This is a genomic window from Dyadobacter ginsengisoli DSM 21015, from assembly GCF_059568735.1.
Genome location: NZ_JCANTY010000001.1, coordinates 1,426,897 through 1,451,079 on the forward strand (window position 1 = coordinate 1,426,897; position 24,183 = coordinate 1,451,079).

General features: G+C 46.4%; 30 protein-coding genes and 1 pseudogene. 26 read left to right on the forward strand and 5 right to left on the reverse strand.

The window, feature by feature from the left end:
* Window positions 1-5 precede the first annotated feature (5 nt).
* Genes BP71_RS05395 through BP71_RS05405 form a run of 3 tightly spaced genes read left to right on the forward strand, consistent with a single transcriptional unit; the run spans window position 6 to window position 3,981 of the window.
* Window positions 6-992, forward strand: a complete 987-nt coding sequence (locus BP71_RS05395; RefSeq protein ID WP_496377383.1) for a hypothetical protein — start codon at window positions 6-8, stop codon at window positions 990-992.
* On the forward strand, window positions 989-2,533 hold the full coding sequence (locus tag BP71_RS05400; RefSeq protein ID WP_496377385.1) for a hypothetical protein: 1,545 nt from the start codon (window positions 989-991) through the stop codon (window positions 2,531-2,533). Before BP71_RS05395 ends, BP71_RS05400 begins: the two co-directional genes overlap by 4 nt.
* Before the next feature lie 32 nt (window positions 2,534-2,565).
* Entirely contained in the window at window positions 2,566-3,981 is a 1,416-nt protein-coding gene (locus BP71_RS05405; protein ID WP_496377387.1) for a DUF4055 domain-containing protein, read from the forward strand.
* On the opposite strand, the gene BP71_RS05410 is transcribed toward BP71_RS05405, so the two are convergent.
* Window positions 3,978-4,325, reverse strand: a complete 348-nt coding sequence (locus BP71_RS05410; RefSeq protein ID WP_496377389.1) for a hypothetical protein — start codon at window positions 4,323-4,325, stop codon at window positions 3,978-3,980. The two genes, BP71_RS05405 and BP71_RS05410, sit on opposite strands and share 4 nt — an antisense overlap.
* Window positions 4,326-4,601: 276 nt before the next feature.
* Here BP71_RS05410 and BP71_RS05415 point away from each other — a divergent pair, with 276 nt between their 5' ends.
* The 17 genes and pseudogenes from BP71_RS05415 to BP71_RS05495 all read left to right on the forward strand — a co-directional run bounded on the left by BP71_RS05415 (window position 4,602) and on the right by BP71_RS05495 (window position 19,494).
* Complete coding sequence (locus BP71_RS05415; RefSeq protein ID WP_496377391.1) at window positions 4,602-5,624, forward strand: minor capsid protein; 1,023 nt, start codon at window positions 4,602-4,604, stop codon at window positions 5,622-5,624.
* 225 nt (window positions 5,625-5,849) lie between these two features.
* Window positions 5,850-6,599, forward strand: a complete 750-nt coding sequence (locus BP71_RS05420) for a hypothetical protein (protein WP_496377393.1) — start codon at window positions 5,850-5,852, stop codon at window positions 6,597-6,599.
* Between the two features lie 211 nt (window positions 6,600-6,810).
* Complete coding sequence (locus BP71_RS05425) at window positions 6,811-7,776, forward strand: hypothetical protein (RefSeq protein WP_496377395.1); 966 nt, start codon at window positions 6,811-6,813, stop codon at window positions 7,774-7,776.
* A gap of 55 nt (window positions 7,777-7,831) precedes the next feature.
* Window positions 7,832-8,194 carry a hypothetical protein gene (locus BP71_RS05430; RefSeq protein ID WP_496377397.1) on the forward strand — a complete coding sequence of 121 codons (363 nt, stop codon included), beginning with the start codon at window positions 7,832-7,834 and terminating at the stop codon, window positions 8,192-8,194.
* A 6-nt stretch (window positions 8,195-8,200) separates the two neighbouring features.
* The gene (locus BP71_RS05435) at window positions 8,201-8,680 is read left to right on the forward strand and encodes a DnaT-like ssDNA-binding protein (RefSeq protein WP_496377399.1); all 480 of its coding nucleotides are present in this window, start codon (window positions 8,201-8,203) and stop codon (window positions 8,678-8,680) included.
* A complete protein-coding gene (locus tag BP71_RS05440) occupies window positions 8,677-9,039 on the forward strand; it encodes a hypothetical protein (RefSeq protein WP_496377401.1) in 363 nt (120 codons plus the stop codon). Before BP71_RS05435 ends, BP71_RS05440 begins: the two co-directional genes overlap by 4 nt.
* A 26-nt stretch (window positions 9,040-9,065) precedes the next feature.
* Entirely contained in the window at window positions 9,066-9,404 is a 339-nt protein-coding gene (locus tag BP71_RS05445) for a hypothetical protein (protein WP_496377403.1), read from the forward strand.
* Window positions 9,401-9,805: a phage tail terminator-like protein gene (locus BP71_RS05450; protein ID WP_496377405.1), complete on the forward strand. Its 405-nt coding sequence runs from the start codon at window positions 9,401-9,403 to the stop codon at window positions 9,803-9,805. The genes BP71_RS05445 and BP71_RS05450 overlap by 4 nt, the downstream gene beginning before the upstream one ends.
* A gap of 14 nt (window positions 9,806-9,819) precedes the next feature.
* Window positions 9,820-10,734: a phage tail tube protein gene (locus BP71_RS05455; RefSeq protein ID WP_496377407.1), complete on the forward strand. Its 915-nt coding sequence runs from the start codon at window positions 9,820-9,822 to the stop codon at window positions 10,732-10,734.
* A 93-nt stretch (window positions 10,735-10,827) separates the two neighbouring features.
* Window positions 10,828-11,307, forward strand: a complete 480-nt coding sequence (locus tag BP71_RS05460; protein WP_496377409.1) for a phage-derived protein YdaY family protein — start codon at window positions 10,828-10,830, stop codon at window positions 11,305-11,307.
* Between the two features lie 71 nt (window positions 11,308-11,378).
* A pseudogene (locus BP71_RS05465) lies at window positions 11,379-11,630 on the forward strand (phage tail assembly chaperone); the annotation flags it as partial.
* Window positions 11,630-14,791 (forward strand): tape measure protein, encoded by a 3,162-nt coding sequence (locus BP71_RS05470; protein WP_496377411.1) that lies wholly within the window; start codon window positions 11,630-11,632, stop codon window positions 14,789-14,791. The pseudogene BP71_RS05465 and the gene BP71_RS05470, both read left to right, overlap by 1 nt.
* The gene (locus BP71_RS05475; protein WP_496377413.1) at window positions 14,788-16,473 is read left to right on the forward strand and encodes a hypothetical protein; all 1,686 of its coding nucleotides are present in this window, start codon (window positions 14,788-14,790) and stop codon (window positions 16,471-16,473) included. The genes BP71_RS05470 and BP71_RS05475 overlap by 4 nt, the downstream gene beginning before the upstream one ends.
* Before the next feature lie 3 nt (window positions 16,474-16,476).
* Complete coding sequence (locus BP71_RS05480; protein WP_496377415.1) at window positions 16,477-17,274, forward strand: hypothetical protein; 798 nt, start codon at window positions 16,477-16,479, stop codon at window positions 17,272-17,274.
* Window positions 17,271-18,683, forward strand: a complete 1,413-nt coding sequence (locus tag BP71_RS05485; protein ID WP_496377417.1) for a hypothetical protein — start codon at window positions 17,271-17,273, stop codon at window positions 18,681-18,683. The genes BP71_RS05480 and BP71_RS05485 overlap by 4 nt, the downstream gene beginning before the upstream one ends.
* Window positions 18,684-18,727: 44 nt before the next feature.
* Window positions 18,728-18,973, forward strand: coding sequence for a hypothetical protein (locus BP71_RS05490; protein ID WP_496377419.1), 246 nt, complete (start codon window positions 18,728-18,730; stop codon window positions 18,971-18,973).
* A gap of 122 nt (window positions 18,974-19,095) precedes the next feature.
* Window positions 19,096-19,494 (forward strand): DUF5675 family protein, encoded by a 399-nt coding sequence (locus BP71_RS05495; protein WP_496377421.1) that lies wholly within the window; start codon window positions 19,096-19,098, stop codon window positions 19,492-19,494.
* 552 nt (window positions 19,495-20,046) lie between these two features.
* Here the strand turns inward: BP71_RS05495 and BP71_RS05500 are convergent.
* The 4 genes from BP71_RS05500 to BP71_RS05515 form a co-directional block, all read right to left on the reverse strand.
* Window positions 20,047-20,358, reverse strand: coding sequence for a hypothetical protein (locus tag BP71_RS05500; protein ID WP_496377423.1), 312 nt, complete (start codon window positions 20,356-20,358; stop codon window positions 20,047-20,049).
* 130 nt (window positions 20,359-20,488) lie between these two features.
* On the reverse strand, window positions 20,489-20,761 hold the full coding sequence (locus BP71_RS05505) for a hypothetical protein (protein ID WP_496377425.1): 273 nt from the start codon (window positions 20,759-20,761) through the stop codon (window positions 20,489-20,491).
* Window positions 20,762-20,855: 94 nt separating this feature from the next.
* Window positions 20,856-21,251 (reverse strand): hypothetical protein, encoded by a 396-nt coding sequence (locus BP71_RS05510; RefSeq protein ID WP_496377427.1) that lies wholly within the window; start codon window positions 21,249-21,251, stop codon window positions 20,856-20,858.
* 136 nt (window positions 21,252-21,387) lie between these two features.
* Window positions 21,388-21,783 carry a DUF2958 domain-containing protein gene (locus tag BP71_RS05515; RefSeq protein ID WP_496377429.1) on the reverse strand — a complete coding sequence of 132 codons (396 nt, stop codon included), beginning with the start codon at window positions 21,781-21,783 and terminating at the stop codon, window positions 21,388-21,390.
* A 96-nt stretch (window positions 21,784-21,879) separates the two neighbouring features.
* Between BP71_RS05515 and BP71_RS05520 the strand changes: the two genes are divergently transcribed.
* The 6 genes from BP71_RS05520 (at window position 21,880) to BP71_RS05545 (ending at window position 24,047) form a co-directional block, all read left to right on the forward strand.
* Complete coding sequence (locus tag BP71_RS05520; RefSeq protein WP_496377431.1) at window positions 21,880-22,344, forward strand: hypothetical protein; 465 nt, start codon at window positions 21,880-21,882, stop codon at window positions 22,342-22,344.
* A 76-nt stretch (window positions 22,345-22,420) separates the two neighbouring features.
* Window positions 22,421-22,654 carry a hypothetical protein gene (locus BP71_RS05525; protein ID WP_496377433.1) on the forward strand — a complete coding sequence of 78 codons (234 nt, stop codon included), beginning with the start codon at window positions 22,421-22,423 and terminating at the stop codon, window positions 22,652-22,654.
* Entirely contained in the window at window positions 22,651-22,893 is a 243-nt protein-coding gene (locus tag BP71_RS05530) for a hypothetical protein (RefSeq protein WP_496377435.1), read from the forward strand. Before BP71_RS05525 ends, BP71_RS05530 begins: the two co-directional genes overlap by 4 nt.
* A 99-nt stretch (window positions 22,894-22,992) precedes the next feature.
* The gene (locus BP71_RS05535; protein WP_496377437.1) at window positions 22,993-23,331 is read left to right on the forward strand and encodes a hypothetical protein; all 339 of its coding nucleotides are present in this window, start codon (window positions 22,993-22,995) and stop codon (window positions 23,329-23,331) included.
* A complete protein-coding gene (locus tag BP71_RS05540) occupies window positions 23,328-23,537 on the forward strand; it encodes a hypothetical protein (RefSeq protein WP_496377439.1) in 210 nt (69 codons plus the stop codon). Before BP71_RS05535 ends, BP71_RS05540 begins: the two co-directional genes overlap by 4 nt.
* Window positions 23,538-23,759: 222 nt before the next feature.
* Window positions 23,760-24,047: a hypothetical protein gene (locus tag BP71_RS05545; RefSeq protein WP_496377441.1), complete on the forward strand. Its 288-nt coding sequence runs from the start codon at window positions 23,760-23,762 to the stop codon at window positions 24,045-24,047.
* Window positions 24,048-24,183: the final 136 nt, after the last annotated feature.

Below are 24,183 nucleotides of genomic sequence, written 5' to 3' on the forward strand. Positions count from 1 at the left end.
ATGGCGTGGCTGTTGAAGAAAAAGTAACGGTCATCACCGTCACAAATGCCACTGTCGTTGTCCCGCCAGTTGACACATCTATCTTCGTTCTGAAATCTCAGATTGGTGCTGCGCTTGGTGTGGCATCTCTTGATGAAACTCAGAAGATCCCGCTTGAACAAATTCCAGCATCTATCCTTGGTGCTGCCAATTATCAGGGCATTTGGAATGCCGACACAAATCTAAATCCAACAATCCTGTCCGGCGTGGGTCAGAAGGGGCAGTATTGGGTCGTAGCCGTTCCGGGCAGTACAGATATTGATAGCGTTACTGATTGGAAGCTTGGCGACTGGGTTATCTTTAATGGCACGGCTTGGGAAAAGGTTGATAACACCGATGCTGTTAACTCCGTTAATGGTAAAATCGGCGCAGTCGTTGTAGATAAAAATGATGTTGGTCTCGGTAACGTCGATAACACCAGTGATGCTAATAAGCCATTAAGCACGGCACAGCAGACGGCACTAAACGCGAAAGCAAACTTAGCAAGTCCGACTTTTACTGGTACACCGGCATCGACGACACCTGGATCCACTGATAACACCACACGGATCGCCACCACGGCCTTCGTTGTGTCGGCGACTTGCCGTCGCGCGAACAACTTAAGCGATGTGGCAAGTCGTCAGCTTTCAAGGATGAACATCAACCAAGGTGAAACTGCACTAACATATGCCGCCAGCATCGTCACCAATACGACTTTAGGAAATATATTCACTGTCACACTTACCGGAAATGCCGTTCTTGCCAACCCTACCGGGATGGTTGCAGGTGCGACTTATATGTGGAAAATAACACAGGACGCAACCGGATCACGTCTGCTTTCCTATGGATCAAACTTTAAATGGCCTGGTGGTGTTGTCGGTATCGTTTCCACTGCACCTAATGCTATTGATGTAATCTCCGCTTATTATGACGGAACCAATCTGTATGCTGTGATACAAAAGGGATTTGCATGATCCCGATGCCGATGGGTTTATTTAACGAGCACATGTCTGGATACGATCCCAGATATGTAGCGGTAGTTAATAGGGCAGTTTCTGAGGGTTTTGCATTGCCGTCTGCAAACACCATGCAGCAAGGAAGTAATTTTATTCAGCATCTGGATTCAGTGGGCATCTGGGATCGATTGGATCTTTTATTCGTATTCGCCACCGATAACAGTGATTTCGGTCGTATCAACTGGAAAAATCCGACCGGAAATCTTGCCACTTATACGAATGCACCGACGTTTACACCGCGCAAAGGTTTCAGAAGCCTTGGCGCCACATCATATATTGATACCGGATTTAATTGTGCGACCAATGGTGTGAACTACGTACAGAACGATGCATCAAGGTATATGTGGGTTGATAGTGTCGATCTTACGACAGCTTTAATTACCGATGCCGTTTTAGATGGTGTGGCCAGCGGATCACAAAATAATATGTTTGGTGGTCTCACTGGTGCTCAGCGGATCAATAGTGGGACCAACACATCATCTCCGACTATAGATTTTACTGGTCCCGGCATGATAGGTCTCAACCGTATATCTGCGACACAGATCAGAGCACACAAGAATAAAGTAAATCTTGGATTAGCTACGACAACCTCGAGCGTGAAACTAAGTGAAAATCAGGTACTTTTCCGTCGTCAAACCAATTATAACACGATTGGTTCTATGATTAGTATTTATATGATCGGTGGAAGTCTGACGACAGCTCAAAACGATCAGTGCTATGACGCCATGAATGAATACATGAGCAATGTTATCGACCCAGATTACAAAGCTGTCCTGGATAGGGCAACCTCACTGGGATATATGAAACCAAGCATCGATCAGCAAACAAAACAAAACAATTTAGTTCTGGCGCTGAAATCAGCAGGCATCTGGAGCAAGCTGGATGTTTTTTACATGTTTGCCACGAACGGAGATCAAAACTTTGCAACCCTGAACTGGAAAAATCCTAGCCTTTATCAATCAACACTGTATAATAGCCCGACATTCACAACCGATGCCGGATTTAAAGGCGACGGTGTTGCCGCTTATATTGATACGAACTATAACCCGGCCATTAATGGGGTGAATTATACGCTTAACAATGCCTCCCGATTTATGTACGTTCGCACTGCAACCGTTGGAAGCCTTCCGGCACTGGATTCTGCGGCCACGGTTGGTGGTGGCGGTCAAAACCAGAATTACATGTCAAATAGTAACGCGTCAACCGTTCACCGGATTAATCAAACGACCAACCCGCCTAGTGTCACATTAAACTATTCTGGTACCGGATTTAAGTCGATTAATCGAACAACGGCAAATGATGTTGTGGGATTTAACGGCGCGACCCGCACAGACGCGACAGCGGCTTCCACATCTATTCGAAGTAGTAATCAGGTTCTTTTAATGAATGGTGCTCTGTATGGTAATGCCGAGATTTCATACTATGGCATGGGGGCAGAAATGGTAACGGAGAATTCCGCATTGCAGGCAGCTTTGTCAACTTACCTTGCGAGCTTGTGACGAATAGTATATTATGCAGATTAGGAGCTTAAATGAAACCCAACGAAAAACACGCTGAATACACCCAGTTTGAAACTATCTGGAAGAGATGCCGTGACGCTGTTGCAGGACAGCGTGCTATTCAGGAAGGTGGGATCAATTATTTACCGAAGCTCGACCAGCAGGAAGACGCCGTATATGATTCCTACAAGGCACGTGCCCTGTTTTACAATGCCACAGGACGGACAGTCGATGCGATGACCGGTCTTGTTTTCCGAAAGCCGATGACATGGGATGTTCCTGACTCGATGAAGCCTTGGCTAGACGACATTACGCTTTCTGATGAAACACTGACCGATTTTGCTGAAACAGCTCTCTATGAAGTACTGACGGTTGGCCGTGGCGGAATCATGGTTGATATGCCCAAAGCAGCAGATAACATCACGGTTGCGCAGATGGACGCCATGCAAATCCGTCCATATCTGGCTTTTTACAAAGCCGAAAGCATTCTCAACTGGGAATTGGCGCGTGTTAACAATGCCTATCGTATTGTCAATGTATGGTTGAGCGAACACTATAAAGCAGACAACGGTAAGCAGGAGCAGCAAATCCGGCAGTTAACCCTGATTGACGGCGTGTACACTCAAATGGTCTGGCGACAAAAGAGCCTTGAAAGGGGTGCAGACAATCAGAACAAAGACGTTTCCGAGTGGTTCGTTGATCAAACAATCATTCCAAAAAAGAAGGAAGTTGCATTTTCGGAGATCCCATTCTATCCGGTATCGCCACGCAAACCGACAATGACGGTCAGTGCCCCGCCAATTGAATCCTTGGTTGATGTGAACATTTCCCATTACATGAATAGTGCTGACCTCGAAAATGGGGCGCACGTATCTGGATTACCAACGCCCTACATTACAGGGATTGACGACACTAACATCACTCTGGCTTTGGGCACAGGAATGGCTTGGCTTCTTCCAAATGCTGAAAGTCAGGTTGGTTTTGCTCATGTTGGAGCAGATGGCTTTGCAACCCTCGAAAACCTGCTTGACCGTAAAGAAAAGCAGATGGCATCACTTGGCGCGAGAATGCTTGCGCCGGAGAAGAATGACGCCGAAGCAGCCCAAACGCACGAGATTAAACGTAGCGGTGAGAGCAGCGTCCTGTCAGCTACATGCGGTGTGATTGAGCGTCAGATCGAGAAAGGCTTGAAGTTTGCGGCCGCCTGGATGGGGATTGAAGGCGACATTTCCGTCGAGCTTAACCGTGATTTCTTCCCGCCGACATTTACCGGATCAGACTTGACCGCATGGGTTGCCGCACGTCAATCAGGAGAGGTTTCCAAGGAGACGTTCTTCAACGTCCTGAAATACAGCGAATGGCTGGAGGATGACCTGACTTTTGACGAGGAACAGGAACGTATTTCCAATGATCCACCACCGTTAAGCACAATCAGCGAGGATGCTTAGGATTTCGGTTTCCCGGCATTTTTCCATTTTGTCCAGTAGAAGATGAAATGCAAAACGGCTTTGTTCTTGGACTTGAACATCTGGTATTCGGTGCGGTTGTCACAGTACCACTCAAAGAAGCCGTCATCAGCCTTATGAGGCATGAGTTGGAAAAATCCGTCAGGGTTGTCATCACCAGCTTTTTTGACCTTTCCATTCGGCCCCCAACGCTGATGAGAAGTGTTTGCAAAAGTATAAATGTAACCCGTCAAGCTAGCGAGCAAGGCGATTAATTCCATGTCGGAAAGCTTTTGATTCGGCAATTCGGTCAGCGGCTGGCGTAATGATTCTTGTTCTGTCTCCATACCACAAATTTAACCAGATAAACGAGAGCATCAATCGGCGTTGACAATTTCATTTAAAGATGCCAAGCTTAATTCTAGGCAAAGTTTAGAGGTAGAAATGTCACAGATTTGCTACAAAATCCCTTTTGAGAACCGCGCGGCCGCAGTCAAGCAAGCCGGAAGAATGCGAAAGCCGAAGAAGATGAGTCTACGAGCTTATTCCTGCCCACTGTGTAACAAGTATCACCTGACATCCCAACCCGACGATCCCAAATATGCACAAAAGGTTTACGGCAAATGACCGTTAATGAGCGTATCCTTGAAGCCCAAATCAAACACTCGATATTCTTGGAGCGGTACAAGGGCGGGGTTTTGAAGCAGATCATCGGCCTGTTAAATTCCACGGAAGAAGACCTGATCATCCTGATTGCCTCACGACTTACAGCCATTGAAGGCCGTGGGTTCGACCTGTCAGCAGCCGAGACAAAACGGCTTGAAAAGCTTTTACAGGATATTCGGAAGAAGCGCGAGAGCGTATACAAAATCCTTGCTGACCGTCTTTCAGGTGAGATGGAAGATTTCAGCCAGTATGAGGCGGATTTTCAGATAAGGCTCGCCGAGACGGCAGGAGTTCACGCGTCATTCGCCATGCCATCCAGTGCGCAGTTAAAGTCCATCGTAACAAGCCAGCCATTCCGAGGGCGCTTGCTTAAAGATTGGGCCTCCGGCTTGCAGCAAGAAGAATTCAAACGCTTGAATGACGCCATACGTATAGGCATTACCGAAGGACAGACCACTGATCAGATCGTCAGAAGAATTCGCGGAACGAAGAAAAGTCGCTATCAGGACGGAATTCTCGAAATAAGCCGCCGAGATGCAGAAGCGTTAACCCGAACTGCCATTGCTCATGTTGCCAACCGCGCCCGGTCAGAGGTCTACTATGCCAACGCCGATATCGTGAGTAAGCTACAATACGTTGCCACGTTGGACAGCCGGACGACACTTATTTGTGCTTCCCGTGATGGCAAGCTTTATGAGATTGGCAAGGAACCTGCTTTACCCGCCCATTTTCGTTGTCGGTCAGTACTGATTGCATACTTTGAAGTCGATGAAGTTGGCGACCGCGCCAGCATGTTTGGTCCGATCCCTGCGAATACGACATTCAGCGATTTCCTGAAAAAGCAAAGCAAAGAATTTCAGGAGGAAGTTTTGGGCGTTGAACGTGCCAAGCAGTTTCGTTCTGGAACGGCGCTTGAAAAGTTCGTTGACAAATCAGGACATGTCTATACTCTAAAAGAGCTTAAATCCCGAGAAACTTAATCCCCCGAAAGGATCAGAAATGACAAAAATAACTATGGCTATGAGAATGTTGCTTGCAATGGGCGTACTTCAGTTCGGAGACCTTGGAACAAATTTGGCTCCAACTGGCATGACGAACTATAATCCTGCGATCCAAAAGCTTAATAACAGGTCAAAATATATTCCCGCTGGAAAGAATAAAAACATTCCAGAAGGTAACCGCTAACCCAACCCGAAGGACACCAAATGAAATTAAAAGCAATTCTTGATAGCCTTGATGGCTTAGACGAAGCCCTCAAAGCCGCATATACTGAGAAGGACGGAAAGTTTGTCCTGAACATCGAGGGCTATGATAATCACCCGGAAGTGCAGGGCTTGAAAAACTCCCTTAAAGTATTACGGGAAGAAAAGAAGACAGCTGATACACAGCTCACTGAGCTGAAAGAGAAATTCAGCTCCTTGCCGGAAGACTTTACCGTTGAGGAATACCACCGCATGAAGGATGCTGGAACCGGTGATATAGACAGGAAGCTGGACGCTCAACGTGAGCGACTGACAAAAGAAAAGGAAACAGCTGTCAGTAAAGCCAACACCGAGCGCGACACTTACAAGAGCCGAGTTGAAAAGCTTCTGACTGAAAGCACGATCAATGCTGCTATTGCCGAGGCCAACATCACAAATCCACCAATGCAAAAGGCGGTTCGTGCAATGTTCCAAAGCCAAGTGAAGGTTGATTATGAAGGCGAAGAAGCCGTAGTAACGATTGACAATCTGCCAGTGGCCGACAAGATCAAAGCTTGGGCAGGTACAGAAGAGGGTAAATACTTTGTTGCTGCACCTGGAAGTGGCGGCGGTGGTTCCGGTGGATCGGGAACTCCTGAAAATAAAGCAGACAACCCTTGGAGCAAAGAAGGCTTCAACCTCACAAAACAATCCGAGATTCAGAATGCTGATCCGACCCGAGCAGCGCAGCTAAAAGCAGCCGCAGGAAAATAATTTAGAAGCCCTTTAACCGGGGCTTTTTTAATGCTTGCACAAAACCTAAAATCGTGTTTATAATTAATTGCAAGCCGGGATGGCGAGCACAAAGGATAGCGGGATGCTACCACAAAACGGTGCGTAAGCCGTTATTTGATCAGCGGGATGCAAAGTCACATAGACGGAATCCACCAAAAAACAATTTCATTTTCTTTTTTGGAGGTCCTTCGTGGCTATTACTAAACTTTCAGACATTGCACAGCTTCCGGTCAATGTATCTGATTATATCTTGCAGGAAGCAATCGAAAATAACGCTTTCTTCCAGTCCGGTATTATCCGCCGTGACGTTGGTGAAAATCTGCAAGCCATGCTTAATAGCGGTGGCAAGGAAGTTATTTTCCCATTCTTCAACGATCTGACTGGTTCAGGCCAAATCCTTGATGAAGCCGATAACTTGACAATCGGCAAGGTCACAACTGGTACAGGTAAAGCACCTGTGTTCGAGCGTGGTGAAGTCTGGGGTTCAACCGATTTGGTTGCTGATTTCCTTGGTGAAGATCCAATGAAGTTGATTGCTGACCGTGTTGCCGCTTTCTGGACACGCAAATATTCAGCTAACCTGTTGGCTGTTTGCGCTGGTTCTGTCGGTGCTGTTTCTGCCAATGTACTTGACATTTCCGGTCTGGTCGGTGCTGCTGCGGTTATCGACGCTGATAGTTTCATCGATGCTGAGCAATTGCTTGGTGATCGTCGTCAGAAACTCGCTGCTATTGCAATGCATAGCAAAACTGTTGCTGTACTTCGTAAGCAAGGCTTGATTCAGTACATTACGCCGGCAGAAGGCTTGAAGGAAAAAGTCGCTTATTACGGTGATCTGCGTGTTATTGAAGACGACACAATGACCAACTCTGGTGGTATTTACACTACTTACTTGTTCGCCGAGGGGTCAATCCTGTTCGGTGAAGGTGGAGTTAAGGTTCCAGAAGAAGTCGAGCGTCAAGCTCTTGTTTCCGGCGGACAAGAATACCTTGTTTCTCGTAAACGCTGGATCATGACACCAACTGGTATTTCATGGGGCGGTACACCGGCTAAATTAACACCTTCTGATGCGGAAGCAGCCACAGTAGCTAACTGGACACTGAAATACGATCAGAAAAATATCGGTATTGTGAAGTTCGTTCACAAGATCGCTTAATAATTGAGGCCGCTGGAAACGGGGGTCTTTTCCTTTTCAATTACAGGAGCTTACAATGACCAAAGAAGATGTAGACGTTACAGCAGTACGTAACAAATTCATGGAAGATCGTCAGAAAAAAATTGACGCCGAACGTGCAAACAATCAGGCGGCAGAAGAACGTACAGAATACGGTAACGGTTTTAACAACCCGCCTGCTGTTCGTGGAACTGACGGCCTACCACCATCCGAGCCGGAACAGAACCCGATCTTGATGGGCGCACAGGCTGATGCCGATCAAGACAACGGTGATGAAGACAACGCTGATGAACTCACAGCGAATTCACCTGTTGCCGACATTAAGGCAGAACTGGATGCACGCGGTATTGACTACAAAGGCGTGACCAAAAAAGCTGACCTTTTCGCGTTGTTGGGTTAACTAAATATGTTCACGGTCGAAGATGGAAGTATTGTAGCGGGAGCGAATTCACTTGTGGATGTTGCTTATGCAGATGCTTACCACTCCGACCGTGGAAACCTATCTTGGGACGGATCCACAGAAGTCAAACAAGCCGCCCTTATCAATGCAACCGATTACATTTTTCAGAAATACTCATTCCGTGGCCGCGTAGTTGAGGCAGACCAGTCCTTGTATTGGCCTCGCGCCTGTGTGCCATATGTTGAATATAATATTATTCCAGACCGCCTGAAACAGGCTATTTGCATCCTCGCGCTTGAAGCCCTGACAGGAGTGCTCAATCCTTCCGTATCGCCGACAGGACAAGTCAAATCCAAAAAGGTTGACGTGATTGAAGTCGAATACTTTGCAGCATCCAGCACGAACATAAAGCGCCCGGCTATTGACGGTCTGTTACGTCCTTACCTTGCAGGCGGTGCTATCAATGCCCCGGTGGTGCGCGTATGACATTCTATGAAGAAATGGCGCAGTTGACACGAGAGCAGATCGATGAATACGGTCGTTTAGCCATCATTCGCCGAACAACGGGCAACACTTACGATCCTTCCACTGACACTAACTCAGACGGCGCGGTCACTGAGGCGAGCGTTAAAATGCTTTTCACCGATTATCGTGAGAGGGAAATAGATGGAACGATCATCATACGTGGCGATAAGAAGGTTTTGATTGCTGATGCAGCTGTAAATACACCGCCAAAACACAACGACATCATCATTGATGGTCTGAACGAATACAAAGTCATTGACCTAGACACTATCCAGCCGGGCGATACGCCACTGATTTACAAGTTGCAGGTGCGTAAGTGACCGTTGACGAGCAGATCAAAGCAGCGATGGAAAACAAGGTTTACAAGGTTCATCGTAATCTGGTCCGAGCTACTGCCTTGCTTGCCTATGCCTACATTATCCAATCGACGCCTGTTGATACAGGTCGAGCGCGCGCAAACTGGAACATTTCGGTAAACAGCGTGATCTACACGACCACAGACAGTACTACTGTACCTGACACCAATCCTACCTTGGATTACAAAGAGGGTGACACATACTACATCTCAAACAACCTGCCATACATCCAGCGATTGAATGACGGATATTCCCAGCAAGCTCCGGCCAACTTTGTCGAGAAGGCCATTGAGCTGGCAATCAGTAAGGCGAAGCGGGGTGTTGTGTGAATTACGAACTAGCCGTCAAAGCAATTAGAAAGCTGTTTTCGGACGAGTGGGGAGTAATCACGCCCGTTGCTTATGATGACGTGCCTTTCGACATACCGCAAACAAAGACTTGGGTGCGATTGAATATCTCGCACACTGATGGTTTTCAATCCAGCATCGGATCTCCTCTGGCAAATAGATTTCGCCGCTACGGATTAATCAATGCGCAGATTTTTCAACCGCAAGGACAAGGCAGCATCGACGCGCGAAAAAAGGCTGATTTTATAATTCCCATCTTTCAGGGCAAGCAAATATCTGGTATAACCTTCTATGACGTTCAGGCGCGAGAAATCGGTAATGACGGCGCTGGATGGTATCAGATCAACGTGCTATCCAAATTCTATTACGATGTTATTGCTTAACCAAGGAGCCATCCATGACTGATTCTTCACAAACCCGATTAGCCTATATTGCCGAAGTAACGCCCGGAACAACACCGGCCACACCGGTAATGAAAAAGCTGCGCATGACTGGCGAGAGCCTTGCGCCTGCAATTCAGTACGTGTCCAGCAATGAAATTCGCCCGGATCGTAACGTCGCTGACATGACCCGAGTTGGTCAAGAAGCTGGTGGAGACATTAATTTTGAGCTGTCTTACGGCACATTCGATGATTTCCTTGAAAGCTTGATGTACAGCACATGGACTACGAACGTCCTGAAAAACGGCGTGACACGCAAATCTTTCACGATTGAAAAGACTTTTGCCGCCACATCAAATCAATTCCACCGTTACCCCGGCTCCATCGTAAACAGCCTTTCTCTGAACATGCGTGCAAAAGAGATTGTAACTGGCTCTTTCAATATGATGTGCCAAACCACCACATCTGCACAGGCAATCATTGCGGGTGCCACATACACCGAACCAAACGCAAACCCTGTCATTAACGCAGCAAACAACTTTGCTTCCCTGTCGATCACAGGCGGCGGCACTGTTCAGCTGATGTCCTTATCACTGAACATCTCAAACAACCTTGAACAACAAGCCGTAATGGGTCAGGTTGCCAGCAAGGGTATTCGCGCCGGTCAATTCGTTGTGACTGGTGAGATGGAAGCCTATTTCGACAGTCAGGAACTGTTTGAATTATTCCTTGCCGACACAGCCGCAGACCTGACATTTGCTCTCGGTGGTGCTTCGACACTGAAATACACTTTCTTCATTCCGAAACTGAAACTGACTGCAAACAACGTCGCTGCCGATGGCAACAACCAAGACGTTATGCAGAAAATCAGCTTCCAAGCCTACTTCGATGCGACAACAGTCGCTCAAATGAGAATTACGCGGACACCGTAAGTCGAATGCCTACCCGAGGGCAAAGTAATACTTGCAAGTTAGGGGGCGGTCTGTTCGGGCAGGCCGCTTCCGTCTAACCCCGAAGGAACTTCAATGACCACGAAAAACAAACCTAAGGCTTCTCCGAAAGTCGCCACAGACCTTTTATCCTCATTTCTGAATACGCTTCACGAAGGTTTTGAGACAGATACCAAACTCGAAACTTCTGCAGGTGTGGCGTTTGACTATGGCCGCTACGGGACATTCGTTCTGCGCCGTGCCATTCACCGTAACCAAGCCTATGCGAAGGCAATGAAGGACAAAGTTCTTCCATACATCCAAGCACGTGGTGATGTTGACGATGGCGAAGAAGATCTACACGCAAATAAGCTGATGGCCGAAGTATACACTGAGTCAGTCATTGTTGGGCTGAAAAGTGCTGATGGTCAGGATATTCCTTACAACGACGATGCTAAAAAAGGTTTGGTAAAACTGTTCTTGGCCGCGCCGGATCTGTTCACCAAAATTCAATCTGACGCTTCTGACGCTTCAAACTTCCGTAAGAAAAGAACAGAGGCCGAAGCAAAAAACTAACTGAAGTCCTAGTCTGGGAAACAGAGTGGGGCGACAAGGTTGAATTCCTTGACGGTTTACAGCGTGACGGAAAACAAATCGACGCTTTGGACCGCCGCCCCAAACTTCTTCCCGGCTTGGACTTTTACTTGATTGCATACCAAGAACTGAGGTATGATAAGCCAATTGGAATGAGCGTAGGCCCGATACCTTGGTCTTCCATTGACAGATGGGCAACACGAAACGGAGTGAATGACATTGAAGATTTCACAGTTTTGGAAAGCCACATCAGGTCATTGGAAAACGCAGCTTATCAATTTGAAGAGAAGCGCAAGGGGTCGTAATGAGTGATGTAAATATCGTCGTTGGTATCACCGGAGATGTTTCCGGTGGTCGCGTAATTAAAAAATCACTCGATGATATTAATTCGGCCAACAACAAAGCAACCAGTTCGTCTAAACAATTAGAAAATCAGGTTCGTGCTACAACCATGGCAACTGGTGGGCTTTCACGAGCCTTCCAGCTTCTGACGGCATCTTTCGGGATTACACAGATTGTCAGAACCGTTGATCTTTACCAGAATTTAAACGCCCGGGTTAAAGAAGCGACACGAGCAACCGGCGATTATAACCGCGTCCAAAAGGAATTGATTGACCTTTCCATTCGGACAGGATCTTCTCTGGAAAGCAACGTCACGTTATTCCAGCGATTAGCAGGAAGCCGCCGTGATCTTGGAATTACAAATCAGCAGATTTTAGAACTCACAGAAAGCGTCAACCAGCTTGGAGCTGTTGGTGGATCGTCAGTTGATGGCATTAAGAACGCCACGCTTCAATTATCACAAGCTTTATCCGGTGGAACAGTCCGGGCAGAAGAATTCAATTCCATTGTTGAGAACATGAAGCCTGTGGCTGATGCTGTGGCTAAATCCATGGGGATTAGCTTTGGTGAGCTACGCAAGCGAATTATCGACGGTACAATGTCATCCAAGGAGTTCGCAAAGGCTCTATTGGATGGTTCCAAGGATGCGGAAGAAGCGTTCAACCGATTGCCGCCTACCATTGGACGTGCCTGGCAGAACCTAAAAACCAATACAGGACTTGCACTGAATGACATTAATGAGCTGACTGGCGCTTCAAATGTGCTTGCTTCTGCCATTGATGGGATCGGTAAAGCGATCAAAAACGCCTTTGTGGGAGCTGGAAGCTATTTACGTGCTTTCATGCTTGCAATGCAGGAAGTCAACATTTCCCTTGCAGACGCCAAACTGACCTTAACTGCTATCGGGTCAATGGTGCCTTCACTTGATCCAACCGTCAGAGCGCAACGAAAACAATCTGCCGAAGATGCTGCTCAGAACCTTTTGAACCAGCAAGACAAGCTCCAAAGAATGATTGAGGAATCGGTCAATGGACCGACACCTACACAACAAATCATTGAGCAGGAAGCTCCTTTAAAACGTATTCACGAGCAGACCAAGGCTCAGAAGAAGGCTGAAAAGAAATTACAAGATGATCTGACTGACGCTATAAAGCAGTCACGCAGTGAAACAGAAAAGCTTTACGATGAAATCGAGGCTATGGAACGCTTGAAACCTTTTGCAAAAACGAAAGAGCAGAGCGACGCCATTGCCAAAAACATAAAAAACGCCCGTGAAGAACTGGACAAACTGCGAATTGAAGCGGAGTTGAATAGTCCAGTTGGAAAAGCGTTCCAGTCCCTCGCGAGTGAGATTGACGACGGCTTTAAGGATGCGTTCAAATCTGCCTTTACTGAGAGTGATGGTGGTTTCAAAGCCCTTCTGAATGGCTGGAAGAATACATTTAAAAACTTCCTTGCTGAACTGGCTTATCAAGCGTTTGCTCGCCCAATTGTTGTTTCTGTTGTTGGAGCCGTTGGCGGTATAATGGGACTTTCATCAGGCGCAATTGCATCCGCTGCAAGCACTGGCGGCAGTTTGGGAACAAGTATTGGCTCAGGCGGCAGCTTGTTCAGTGGAATCGGATCATTGTTCAGTGCAGGATCAAGCCTCCTGTCTGGTGGTCTTGGGGCAGGGCTTGGCGCAAGTGCGGCGAAATTGGGCGCTGGTTTAGGATTGAATTTCAGCCAAACAGCTTCGCTACAAAAGTTTGCTACCGGCGCAGGATCAATGGCAAATATTGGCGGCGGGATTGTCGGCGGTGGACTGGCAAGCCTTATGGGATTGGGTAACAAAAACGGCCTTGTCAGCGGTGGAGCTGGTATTGCTGGTGGATTAATTGGTCAGGCATTGATTCCTGTTCCTTTTCTTGGTGCAGCAATTGGCTCATTTGTCGGTACTGCAATCAGTGGATTGTTTGGTGGTAAGAAACCTTCGGACAAAGCGCAGGGCGGTATCATTGATTTTGCATCCGGGGCAGCTTCATATAGCGGTCAAAGTGGCAAGAAGTTCAGTCAGGAAAACGCTACATTCCGCGACACGATTTTCAACACAATGTCCAGCGTTCTTGGCACGATCAAGCAATATGGCGGTTCAGCGAGTGGATCAGCTGAGATTGTTGTGGGAAGCAGAGACGGCCTTCGATACAACGGCCAGAACTTCGGAAACAATTCCCAAGCGTTTACTGACAAGATCTTTGCAGACCTTCGCAACAGCATCACCGGACTTGATGAGACTTTCACGACCATCCTGAATAAGGTTGGTGTTCAAAATGCGGGAGGCCTTGCTGATGCATTTGCATTTGGGCAGTCGTACAAAGACGCGCTCAATCCAAAGACAGTTGCCAGCCAGTTAGCTGACGCGATCAAAGTTCTCAATGATAACATGCAGACGTTGATTGATACCGCGACCTTCCTTGGATTGCCGATTGAGGAATATACTAAGGCGCTAGATAAGCAAAAAGAAGCCGCAATCGGTGCTCTGAAAGCACAGGCCGCAGGTTTTTCCAGTCTCGAAGAAATGACCAAGACATTTAAAGCATTCCTTGACGGGCAATCATTGGGAACAAATTCCAGTTTGAACCCGATGGAAAAGCTTGGCCTTGCGCAGAGCAATTTTGATACCCTTCTGAAAACAGCACAGGGCGGTGATTTATCAGTCACAACAGATCTGCTTGGCGCAGCTGCGACATTAATTGAGCTGGGGCGTGGCATTTATGCATCATCTGTAAGTTTTGTTGCGCTCGAAAGCTTCGTCCGTTCAAGCGTGACCGAGATTGCTAAAGCCGCTGGTGTTCCAGGCTACGCAAAAGGCACGAACTCAGCAGCCGCAGGAATTGCTATGGTTGGTGAACAAGGTCGCGAGCTTGTGAGAATGAGCGGTGGTGAGCAGGTTTACACCGCAGGCCAGACGGCAGGCATCATGGCGCTTTCCGGCAATGCATCCGGTGATATTGTCCGAAGCAATCAGCAAATCTCAGCCATCATGCAGGACAGCGTTGAAGAAAACCGCGCCAGCCGTAAGGAGCTGATCAAAATGCGCAAGGTTATGGAGCGACTGACAAACTACATGAAAGTGGCGGCATGACCGATTACCTGAATTTCTTTGGTGATCTTGCCATTAGCCAATTGGCTGATGACCTTGACCAGTCCACACCTGACCCGTTTGCCATCCTTCAACAGAACCCAGACGCCCAGCTCGTCTATTTGATTGAGGCATATCCATACGACCTGACGCAGGAAAACACATTCACCGGCGAACCACCATACGGAACCCTTGCAATTAGTCAGTATGGTTTCCAGTATTATGGTGGTGTAACTCTCATTTGCCTGTCAGACGCGGGTTTTGTCACAAAACCGACTGACACCCTCGCGAACAAATACTTTATCGGACAGGTCAATAATGCCTTCCAATTCGATGTTTCTGTACTATCGAATGATGAATTCGGGAACAGCAATCAGTCATACGGCTCTATCGTCATCCAAAACGGAAATGGCAATCTTGACCAGCTGGTTGATTATTACTGGTCATCCCGCCGTGTTGTTGTGAAGGCCGGGGCAAAGTGGTTCCGATATCAGGATTTCGCCACCATCTTTGATGGAGCAATTGACGATTTTGAAGGTGATGACGATCAATTCACGCTGACGATCAAAGACAACCGTTCAAAGGCTGATCAACAGATTGTCTCAGGAATTTACGGCGGAACAGGTGGGATTGATGGTGGTGAAGATATCGCCAACACCTATAAGCCACTTGCTTATGGGGTATGCCGAAACATCGAGCCGATCTTGGTGGATTCGGTCAATCTGGTCTACCAATTTCACGATGGCTCTGCCTTGGGCGTGGATGAATGTCGTGACCGTGGCGTTGGATTGACCTATGGCGGTGATGTTCCTGATATAACGGTTGCGGTTGTCGCTGCCGGACAATATAAAACCCAGCTTTCCGGTGGATTTGTAAAACTTGGATCCACACCAGCCGGACGCATCACTCTTGATGTTCAAGGCGAAAATGGCAATGGTGGATATGTTTCAAAAACTGGTGAGATCATCGAACGGATCGTCACAACTCGCTTAGGATTAAACCCAATCGAGCCTGAATACATTGACGGCGGCTCACTTAACAGGATGGACGCTGTTTTGGCTGGTGATGTCGGGATTTACATCAATCGCAACATGACAGCCAGTGACGCAATCACTGATCTTGTTTCAGGGGTAGGAGCGTACTGGACTTTCACCCGCCAAGGGCTTTTGTTTGCCGGGACAGTCTCCCCACCTGCATTAGAAACCACAACGATTACTGTCAATGATATTGAAGAACAAGGTATTAAGCTTGACCGCATAACCAAACCCGCCTGGCGTATATCTGTTGGATATGCCCCAGCTTGGACGGTTCAGGATGAGAGTGAATTAGCTTCGGCAACCAGCGATGACGTTCGTTCCTTTGTCTCTAACGAATACCGTTACCTTACAAATGAAGACCGGGGAATTCGAGGGAAAAGCAAGGAGCTGGTTGAAAAGATTTTCTATACCAACATAGCAGACCAGACAAACGCACAGTTACTTTTGAATCGCCTTGTCTCTGTATACAGCGAGCCAAGGCAGGTAATCCAGCTCACCCAAAATCGGGCGTTATTCAAATTATACATTGGAGATCAAGTCAAACTGATATACAATCGGTTCAATCTTGATGGTGGAAAGGTCTTTATGGTTTCCGGCATATCTGAGGACGCTGAAACTGGCGCAACTGTATTTGAATTGTGGGGGTAAGCCATGCAAAATATGATCTTGGCAAACGCCCTTCTCTCAGACGCCGCTACTATTACCGGAACCACCGGTGCTGGTGATTTGTCAATCAGCAATCTTCAAAGAATGGATTTGAAGGCCATTTATCGCGTTTTGGGCGATACTGTTTCACTGACAGTTGACCTTCTGACTTCAAAAGAAATTAATCTTGTTGCATTAATAGCACACAATTGCTCTGCCGCAGCATCAGTGAGGGTTCGTGCATCAAACACAAATGATGCCGGCACTGCTCCCTATGACACCGGACTTTTGCCGGCACGATCCAATCAGACAGGATTCATTGACACCGGATACCCGCAGGAAAAGAACATGTTCATGTCATTCTTTTCTGCGCAAACTTATCGCTACTGGTTCATTGACGTGGTTGATACGGGCGCAGCCTACATTGACATTGGCCGTTTGTATATCAGCAATGCTTTTCAGCCGTCAGTAAATATGGATTATGGTCTTGCCGAGGGTGTGGTTGATCCATCCCGAGTAAGCAGGGTTGTGTCTGGTGGAAAGGTTCCGCGTGAGTTTGTGAAATACAAAACCGCAGATTTCGCCCTTGGCTTCTCCAACGAAGCCGAGATGTTTGGTAAAATTTATGCTTTGGAAATGGCTTGTGGACGCACAAAAGATGTTTTGTTCATCCCTGATCCTGGTGCAAAAGACCTTTTGCAAATCCGTTCGTACTATGGCACGATGGAGACAATCAACCCCAAGGTGAATTACCAGTTCTCCCTATTTAACAAAGCTTTCCGGATTGAGGAAATTCCCGCATGACACTGAAAACAGCAGACCGCGTATTTGAAACATCCACAACCACAGGAACCGGTACACTTATTCTTGCTGGTCCAGTAGCGGGTTTTCAAGCTTTCGTCACTGGTGTTGGAAATGGCGCAAAGGTTCCTTACACCATTACACAGGCTGACGTCTCCGGTGTTATTGTTTCTTGGGAATGTGGTATCGGTACTGTAACAGATGCGTCTCCTGATACATTAGCTCGTAATACCGTCTTGAGATCCTCAAACGCTAATTCTGCCGTAGCCTTTGGTAGCGGGACGAAAAACGTCTATCTCGGCTTTATTGCTGATGTTGTGCCCACACGTGATGAAAATCTCAATTTTATTGAGCATTTTGGAGTTGTCGGTGGAGCGGCCAATGCGCTAACTTTGACGCTTCCAGTTGCGCCAAAAGGCTATTCGGATGGAATGATTATTCGTGGTTTTGCAACTCAGGCAAACGCCGCCGGAGCGCTCCAAATAAACACTAATGCCCTCGGAAACAAAAATATCAAGGTTAATGGCCTCGATCCAGCTGCGAATGTTTTAACAGTCGGTGGCTATTTTGAAGCGATTTATAAAACTGCTGCAGGTTGGTTTGAGCTTATCACTCCGGCTAGTGTCGGTTCAGCCGGACTTAATACGGCTCTTGGCAGGCTTGCCCGTAGCAAAGCCCCGCCTGAAACAAGCAACGCGGCTGATGTTGCCAATGATATTACAATTGCCGCAGGGGTTTGGTTTACTACAGACGAAGGGACGATGATCCAGTCCGTTGCCATGATCAAGCAACAGGACGCAACCTGGGCGGCTGGCAACAATGCCGGAGGGATGCAATCTGGCTCAGCCAAGGCAAACAACCAGACAATTGATCTGTTCGCCATTTATAACCCGACAACTTTTGCAGTTGATTACAAGTTTGTTCCGTCTGGGACAGCATTTGTGGCGGCAAGTGGTTTTAGTGAGAAGCGCCGTCTCGCTTCATTCAAAACTGATGCAACCGGAGCGATCAGACCATTTATCCAACGCGGTGATGAGTTCGAATATCTAACGCCGATTTTGGACGTGAATGACGCTTCACCCCCTTCAACCGCCGTTACTAAGACGCTTTCTGTTCCGATTGGCCTCAAATTAAAGGTAGAATTAAACGCTTCGACATTAGCCGGAGGAGCTGGTGGTCACGCAGCCGTTTATCTTAGCTCGCTGGATTCCGTTGATTTAGCCCCAAGCCTTTCAGCCACCCCATTAGCAACAGCGCAGTCGCAGGATGGTGCAAACTCCACACTGATTGGCAGTCAGGCATCTGTCTGGACAAACACATCAGGCCAGATCAGAACTCGCGTGGGCGTAAGCAATTCAAACTTTCTTGTTGCTACGCTCAGCTACATGGATAAACGTGGCCGGGACGAATAATTCATATGGCATACTTACACAAAGACAACTAGCTTGAGGGTAACGTGATTGAACAACAAGTAGCCGAGGGCGTAGGCCGCATACTTTCAAGTGATAGCGGTGTAACCACTGTTCTTGGGCTGTTGTGTTTGGCTCTCGGGTGGCAAGTCCACAAAAAAGACAAAAAGATTGAAGACTTGACAGATAAGTTCATCGCCATCACCGTCGAATACAATAAAACACTGGTATCTGTCACAACTTCCCTTTCAACTATCGCGAGTAAGTTAGATGATATTTTCCGGGCGAAATAAAAAGAAATCAAAGGAATTAGACAGGGTGATGCAAGAGCATCAAGACCTCTGCGATCATGCTAATGAGATAATTAAAAAGGTTCGATCAAAGATTGCAATTCTCGTAAAAGAGGGGTTGCAACGTGCAGATAACCGTTGAACGGCTCCACTCAACTGAAGACTGCACTATTGGCCGCATGACAGTTGACGGGTATGAATTCTTCACCGTCGAGCGTCCTTGGATGTTTAACAAGCCTAAAATTTCCTGTATCCCCATTGGGAAATATAAGTTCGTTCCCCACGGTTGGGAGTCTGATGCCAAGACAAAATTCAGGCGTGTATGGAGATTATTAGACGTTCCCGGACGCTCTGCCATTCTCATTCACGGAGGCAACACCAGTCAGGATGTCATCGGATGTCTTGCAGTAGGTGAGAAACGTGGTACACTAAATGGACGTGAGGGCGTGATAAAATCCCAAACGGCAATAGAGAAGCTCAGAAAGATCATCGGTCAACGAGGCGGGGAGATTACCATTGTTTAGAAACTTACGTTGTCTTATGAAGATTGTAATCTCTGGGGCGCTGTTAAAGCTCGCTACCGTCCTGTATAAATTCATTATCTTTTTAATGTCATAGGAGATAACATGTTTTTCTTGACCTACTGGAAGCAAATCACGGGAGCTTTACTTATAGCCCTTGTAATTATCCAGACTAATAGACTGTCAAACGCTCAGGAACGAGCCACCAGCGCAGAGACTAAACTAGCTCAGTCGGAAGCATACACAGAGAATTTGATTTCCACCATAGACCAAAATCAGGCAAAACAGAAAGAACTAACCACATTATCAGATAAGTTGAAGAAAGAGGTTCACAGTGCGCCAGATACAGATGTTGAGTGCTATCTTATTACTCGTACCCTTAGCGGGCTGCGCGAGCACCAGGCCTCACAAAATCCCTGAATCTTTTCTGACATGCGAAGATCCAGAAGTTCCGATCACAGGGGCACAAAAAAAACAGGCCGAATATCTCATCGACCTGTATAACGCTCATCAAGTGTGTAGATCACATATGCGATCCATTAGCCTGCTTCTGAATTAGTTGTGCTTTTTACGGCCTTCGGGAAATTGAAGTGATTTCAGCTCCTTTTTCAACTTTCGGATTTCAGCATTCTCTCTTTTGTAAACGGACAATCCCTCTTTGTTTGCTGATTTGACCTCGTCAGTTAGCATTTTCCAGTAAGGGCCAGTGTGTATTTCAGATGCAAAAGCTTTTTTCGTGGCTTCATCTATCTTGTTCAAATAAAAATCTATTGTCGCTTCACTCTGCGCAATTAAAACTTCAATCTCATCGATGCGTTCTTCGATGTTTTGCTCAGTTTCCTGAGATGGGGCATTCTGTTCAATCATATAAATAAAAGTTGGTGAAACTTAATAAGGCAAAATGGTGACAAAAAGTTCCCATCTTCAAAGTTTAATGATAGTGGAACAATAAAGCCGCCATCAGGATTGAAAGCGGCTATCTTATTGCAAAGATGCGTTAGGATAATCCAGAAAAAACTCGTCCAGCAGCATTTTGGATTTCCAATACGTATGCATCTCTTTCAGCGATCTTTTGGTTTAACCAATCATTCATATCGCGTTCGGCTAACATCCGTATCGGATAGCTTTCTGGATGATCTTTTTCCAGTTTCCTCCCGACCTCCCCAGACAACTGAATGGCCTGTTTTATCTGATCAATTTCCTGTTCCAGAATTTCCAATGGAGCGCTCAACGTTTCGATTGCAGCGATTGCCTGTTCGTAATTGCTCATAGTCTTAGATTTAGTTTAGTAAGCCAGAAAAACAAAGTGCAGTTTCAATTGGTTCTATTGTTCGTGGGGCCTGGACGAGACAGTTATGAGAGGTTCACATTTCTCCGCGCTCGAACTTCCTCATTAGCTCATTTTGAGCTTCTATTATCGTGCTTGATTCTGCAATGAAAAGTGGCCGCATGGCATAAACTTTGGTAAGAGCATTATTTTTAGCTCTTATTGCAGCGATATAGGATGGATCAACTTCTGTTGGTGTAGGAATTGGGTTATCCTTAATGTGTAACTCTATTTCTGTCAGAAGGAATGAAATACTCGCTGGAATTTCATAGTAGCTTTGGAGTTCATTGTATTCAAATAGATACCGATGCGTAGCATCACCCTTGTCCGCTCCTTGTAGCCGTGCTCTTTTGTAGCGCTCTTCGACTTCTTCTCTGTCACCTTTCCGTGCCTCAATTGCTTGAAAAATGGTTTGTACTAATCCTGCATTCATATAAAACGAATATTTGTTTGGTTTGAAACGCAAGCTACAACAGTTTTGTTCCGTTAAAACCAATTTTAATTTCGAAAAAATAAATCTAACATTTATGTTATATATGATTTAGTAGATTCATCAAAATATAATTCTGTTATCTATTTTGTAGCTTATCATATGCCGATTTTAATATAGATGGATCTTCCGTGATCTTGCCTATTTCTTGGGCAGCTTCTAAATACACAGATAATGGGTAATGGCCTTTAAAACTCTCATCTTTCTCAACCACAAACGTTCCATCTTCAAATTGGACGGTTTCCAGCTCAGGCATGAATACGTTGCCAAGTTCAGGAGCATCCATCCCCAAATCAGCCAATCCGAAAGCCATTCCAGGATAAAACGCACTGATTTCTGTTAGCAACCAAATGGCAGCTCCGTTGATAGCAAACAGCTTTACAACTGGCGGCGGATCAATCTCATTTCCCTGATCGGTACGTAAACCGTTTTCTTCAAGTAAGGCTTGCTCGGCGGGGGTAAGTAATCTCGACATAGTGTCTCCTTTTTAGGAAAGTATAGTCGCTCGGCGTGCTACGCACAAGGGGTTTACGGGGAAAAGGAAGTAAACGAAATTTTCTGAAACATGGGTATGGATGCAAATACAATCGCATTATTGGCATTGGGAGTGTCAGTTCTTGCTTTAATTATTTCTGTCCCTGTTGCCTATACACAGGTATCCCAGTACTTTGAAGATCGGCGAGGTGTATTTTTAAGCTACTCAATGAAGACGGAGCAAGGAACTTGGAATGAGGTTCACTTGACCAATCTTTCATCAAAACCCATAGTTGTATCTGATTGGGAGATGACTTGGAAAAAGAGAAGATTTTTTAGGAGGAATGTTGAGAAGCGTGCTGATATACGACTTGGTCCTGATCCTTGGCCGTTAACTCTTGAACCTCATAAGCGTGTGAATATCACGTTAAGCGATGTTTACGATTTTAACTGGAACCCTAAGAAAAATATGGGTAGCCTCTATATTGACCTTCACGTGACAGGCAGAAATAAGCCATTGCGTAAATTCATATTTAAACCATATTACCCGGCTAAAAAATAATTGTGATTTCCTGCATTTTGTTGTTGACAGGCGTATCATTTAGTGATACGGTGTATTCACAACCAAGGAGAGAACAATGACCCACAATGAAAGAGTTAACGCAGTAATTGAAGCCGAGATCAAAAAGATCAAAGCAAAAGGACTGGAACAAGCTCAGAAATCAGCACTACGCCGCGAACAACTGGACGCCCTGACAACTGCACGCTTGCTCCTGAGCACCAGCCACCACATCACCAGTGCCAGATCAATGTTTTCCCATCTCCACAAGACAATGGACGCCTACAACGGGTTTCGGGAGAATAGAATATGAAAGCCATCATCGTAACCTTCGCCGAAGAAAAATGCTTCACCGTTCAGGAAACCACCACTGACGCTCTGATCGACTTCGCCGCTAATCTCGGATACGAACACAAAGGATACAACGACAATCCCCGTAATCGTGCCGAGCTTCAAAACCAACCAACCTTTGCAAAGCTTCTCGGCCCTATGTGGGATGGCGATAAAATCCGCTATGAAGACAGCAACGCATATAACATTTTGAGCCAATAGGAGCCATAATGACTTTTGAAATCGTCCAACTATGCCTCATAACCATTGTCGGCATATTCTTTGCTGCCTTCTGCTACTTCACATCGAAAGGAAAATCTGATGAGTAAACACACACCGACGCCTTGGGAAGTAAATCCATTCGAGATTTCAGGTGGGCACCTCATTCAGACTGTAAATAAGATTATAGATGGTGATTATAACGAGGTTGCAGCTTTAGCAGTTGTAAGGTCTTTTGACAGTATTCCTAATGTAGATGCTACAAAAGAAAACGCCGAATTCATAGTACGTGCCTGTAACGTCCATGATGATCTTGTTGCTGTTTTGAAAATGCATCATGAACACTGCATAAAAACACAACCTGAATATAGGGAACGAGGAACTGACGGTGTGGCTTTTAGAGCGACTGTTCAAGCCCTTGCCAAAGCGGGGCAATCATGAAATCCGTACTTGCCCAACTCCACGAATACAACCTCGCCAATCCTCGCCCAGCGCCTACACCGCTTGAAGTGAAACGCTTTATGCAGGGAATGCGCTACGCATCCCGTATCGCCACAGGAACAACACGCGGCCACATTGCAGCACAGGCGATCAATACTGAAATAAGAACACTAGCGCTCCATGGTGAGCAGAAGAAGGTGATTTGATGTTTGAATGTTATTACGAAGACCGTGAAGACGAAATCTTCGCGAGATACCAAGATGAGGAAGATGCAAAAAAATGGTGCGGCATCAATGATCACGCCAGATATAGAAAGGTGATTTAATGACCAAACAACGCCTAAAAGACATAGGAGCCCTTGCATTCTGCATCATTCTCGGAATGATTGTGATATACGGGACTTATCTTACAATGATTGGAGTTGAGCTTTGACCGATCAATCAAAACCCACAACTGATAGAACAATGTGCGCCATGTGTAATGGTAATGGTGGTTTCCGATGGAATGAAAGCGATGGGCGCGGTGGTGTTTGGGAAAACGGCGAGCAATGTGAAACGTGCGAAGGGGCTGGTTATCTCTACGATGATCTGGTTCCAGCAGCCAACCCCGCCATATACAACTGGCTAAACGCCCACATTAAACCCGAAGATCTCAAAACGCATCCAGAGTGGATTGAATTGAAACGACTGTTAGGAGTACAGGAAAATGAACGATAAAATTGCAAGTCAACTCGTCAAGACTTTGAATGAAACGTTTCCAGATAGACAGGTTAAATCCTTCAATGCGTCTGAGCGTCTTGCATTGATTGCGTTAGAGCCATTCCTTGAATTAATTGGTGGTCGGATAGCCTTG

Coding starts and splice junctions, on each gene's coding strand:
- BP71_RS05400 (WP_496377385.1), top strand. CDS start 989: ATGATCCCGATGCCGATGGGTTTATTTAACGAGCACATGTCTGGATAC.
- BP71_RS05405 (WP_496377387.1), top strand. CDS start 2,566: ATGAAACCCAACGAAAAACACGCTGAATACACCCAGTTTGAAACTATC.
- BP71_RS05410 (WP_496377389.1), bottom strand. CDS start 4,325: ATGGAGACAGAACAAGAATCATTACGCCAGCCGCTGACCGAATTGCCG.
- BP71_RS05415 (WP_496377391.1), top strand. CDS start 4,602: ATGACCGTTAATGAGCGTATCCTTGAAGCCCAAATCAAACACTCGATA.
- BP71_RS05420 (WP_496377393.1), top strand. CDS start 5,850: ATGAAATTAAAAGCAATTCTTGATAGCCTTGATGGCTTAGACGAAGCC.
- BP71_RS05430 (WP_496377397.1), top strand. CDS start 7,832: ATGACCAAAGAAGATGTAGACGTTACAGCAGTACGTAACAAATTCATG.
- BP71_RS05435 (WP_496377399.1), top strand. CDS start 8,201: ATGTTCACGGTCGAAGATGGAAGTATTGTAGCGGGAGCGAATTCACTT.
- BP71_RS05440 (WP_496377401.1), top strand. CDS start 8,677: ATGACATTCTATGAAGAAATGGCGCAGTTGACACGAGAGCAGATCGAT.
- BP71_RS05445 (WP_496377403.1), top strand. CDS start 9,066: ATGGAAAACAAGGTTTACAAGGTTCATCGTAATCTGGTCCGAGCTACT.
- BP71_RS05455 (WP_496377407.1), top strand. CDS start 9,820: ATGACTGATTCTTCACAAACCCGATTAGCCTATATTGCCGAAGTAACG.
- BP71_RS05460 (WP_496377409.1), top strand. CDS start 10,828: ATGACCACGAAAAACAAACCTAAGGCTTCTCCGAAAGTCGCCACAGAC.
- BP71_RS05470 (WP_496377411.1), top strand. CDS start 11,630: ATGAGTGATGTAAATATCGTCGTTGGTATCACCGGAGATGTTTCCGGT.
- BP71_RS05475 (WP_496377413.1), top strand. CDS start 14,788: ATGACCGATTACCTGAATTTCTTTGGTGATCTTGCCATTAGCCAATTG.
- BP71_RS05480 (WP_496377415.1), top strand. CDS start 16,477: ATGCAAAATATGATCTTGGCAAACGCCCTTCTCTCAGACGCCGCTACT.
- BP71_RS05485 (WP_496377417.1), top strand. CDS start 17,271: ATGACACTGAAAACAGCAGACCGCGTATTTGAAACATCCACAACCACA.
- BP71_RS05500 (WP_496377423.1), bottom strand. CDS start 20,358: ATGATTGAACAGAATGCCCCATCTCAGGAAACTGAGCAAAACATCGAA.
- BP71_RS05505 (WP_496377425.1), bottom strand. CDS start 20,761: ATGAGCAATTACGAACAGGCAATCGCTGCAATCGAAACGTTGAGCGCT.
- BP71_RS05510 (WP_496377427.1), bottom strand. CDS start 21,251: ATGAATGCAGGATTAGTACAAACCATTTTTCAAGCAATTGAGGCACGG.
- BP71_RS05515 (WP_496377429.1), bottom strand. CDS start 21,783: ATGTCGAGATTACTTACCCCCGCCGAGCAAGCCTTACTTGAAGAAAAC.
- BP71_RS05520 (WP_496377431.1), top strand. CDS start 21,880: ATGGATGCAAATACAATCGCATTATTGGCATTGGGAGTGTCAGTTCTT.
- BP71_RS05525 (WP_496377433.1), top strand. CDS start 22,421: ATGACCCACAATGAAAGAGTTAACGCAGTAATTGAAGCCGAGATCAAA.
- BP71_RS05530 (WP_496377435.1), top strand. CDS start 22,651: ATGAAAGCCATCATCGTAACCTTCGCCGAAGAAAAATGCTTCACCGTT.
- BP71_RS05535 (WP_496377437.1), top strand. CDS start 22,993: ATGAGTAAACACACACCGACGCCTTGGGAAGTAAATCCATTCGAGATT.
- BP71_RS05540 (WP_496377439.1), top strand. CDS start 23,328: ATGAAATCCGTACTTGCCCAACTCCACGAATACAACCTCGCCAATCCT.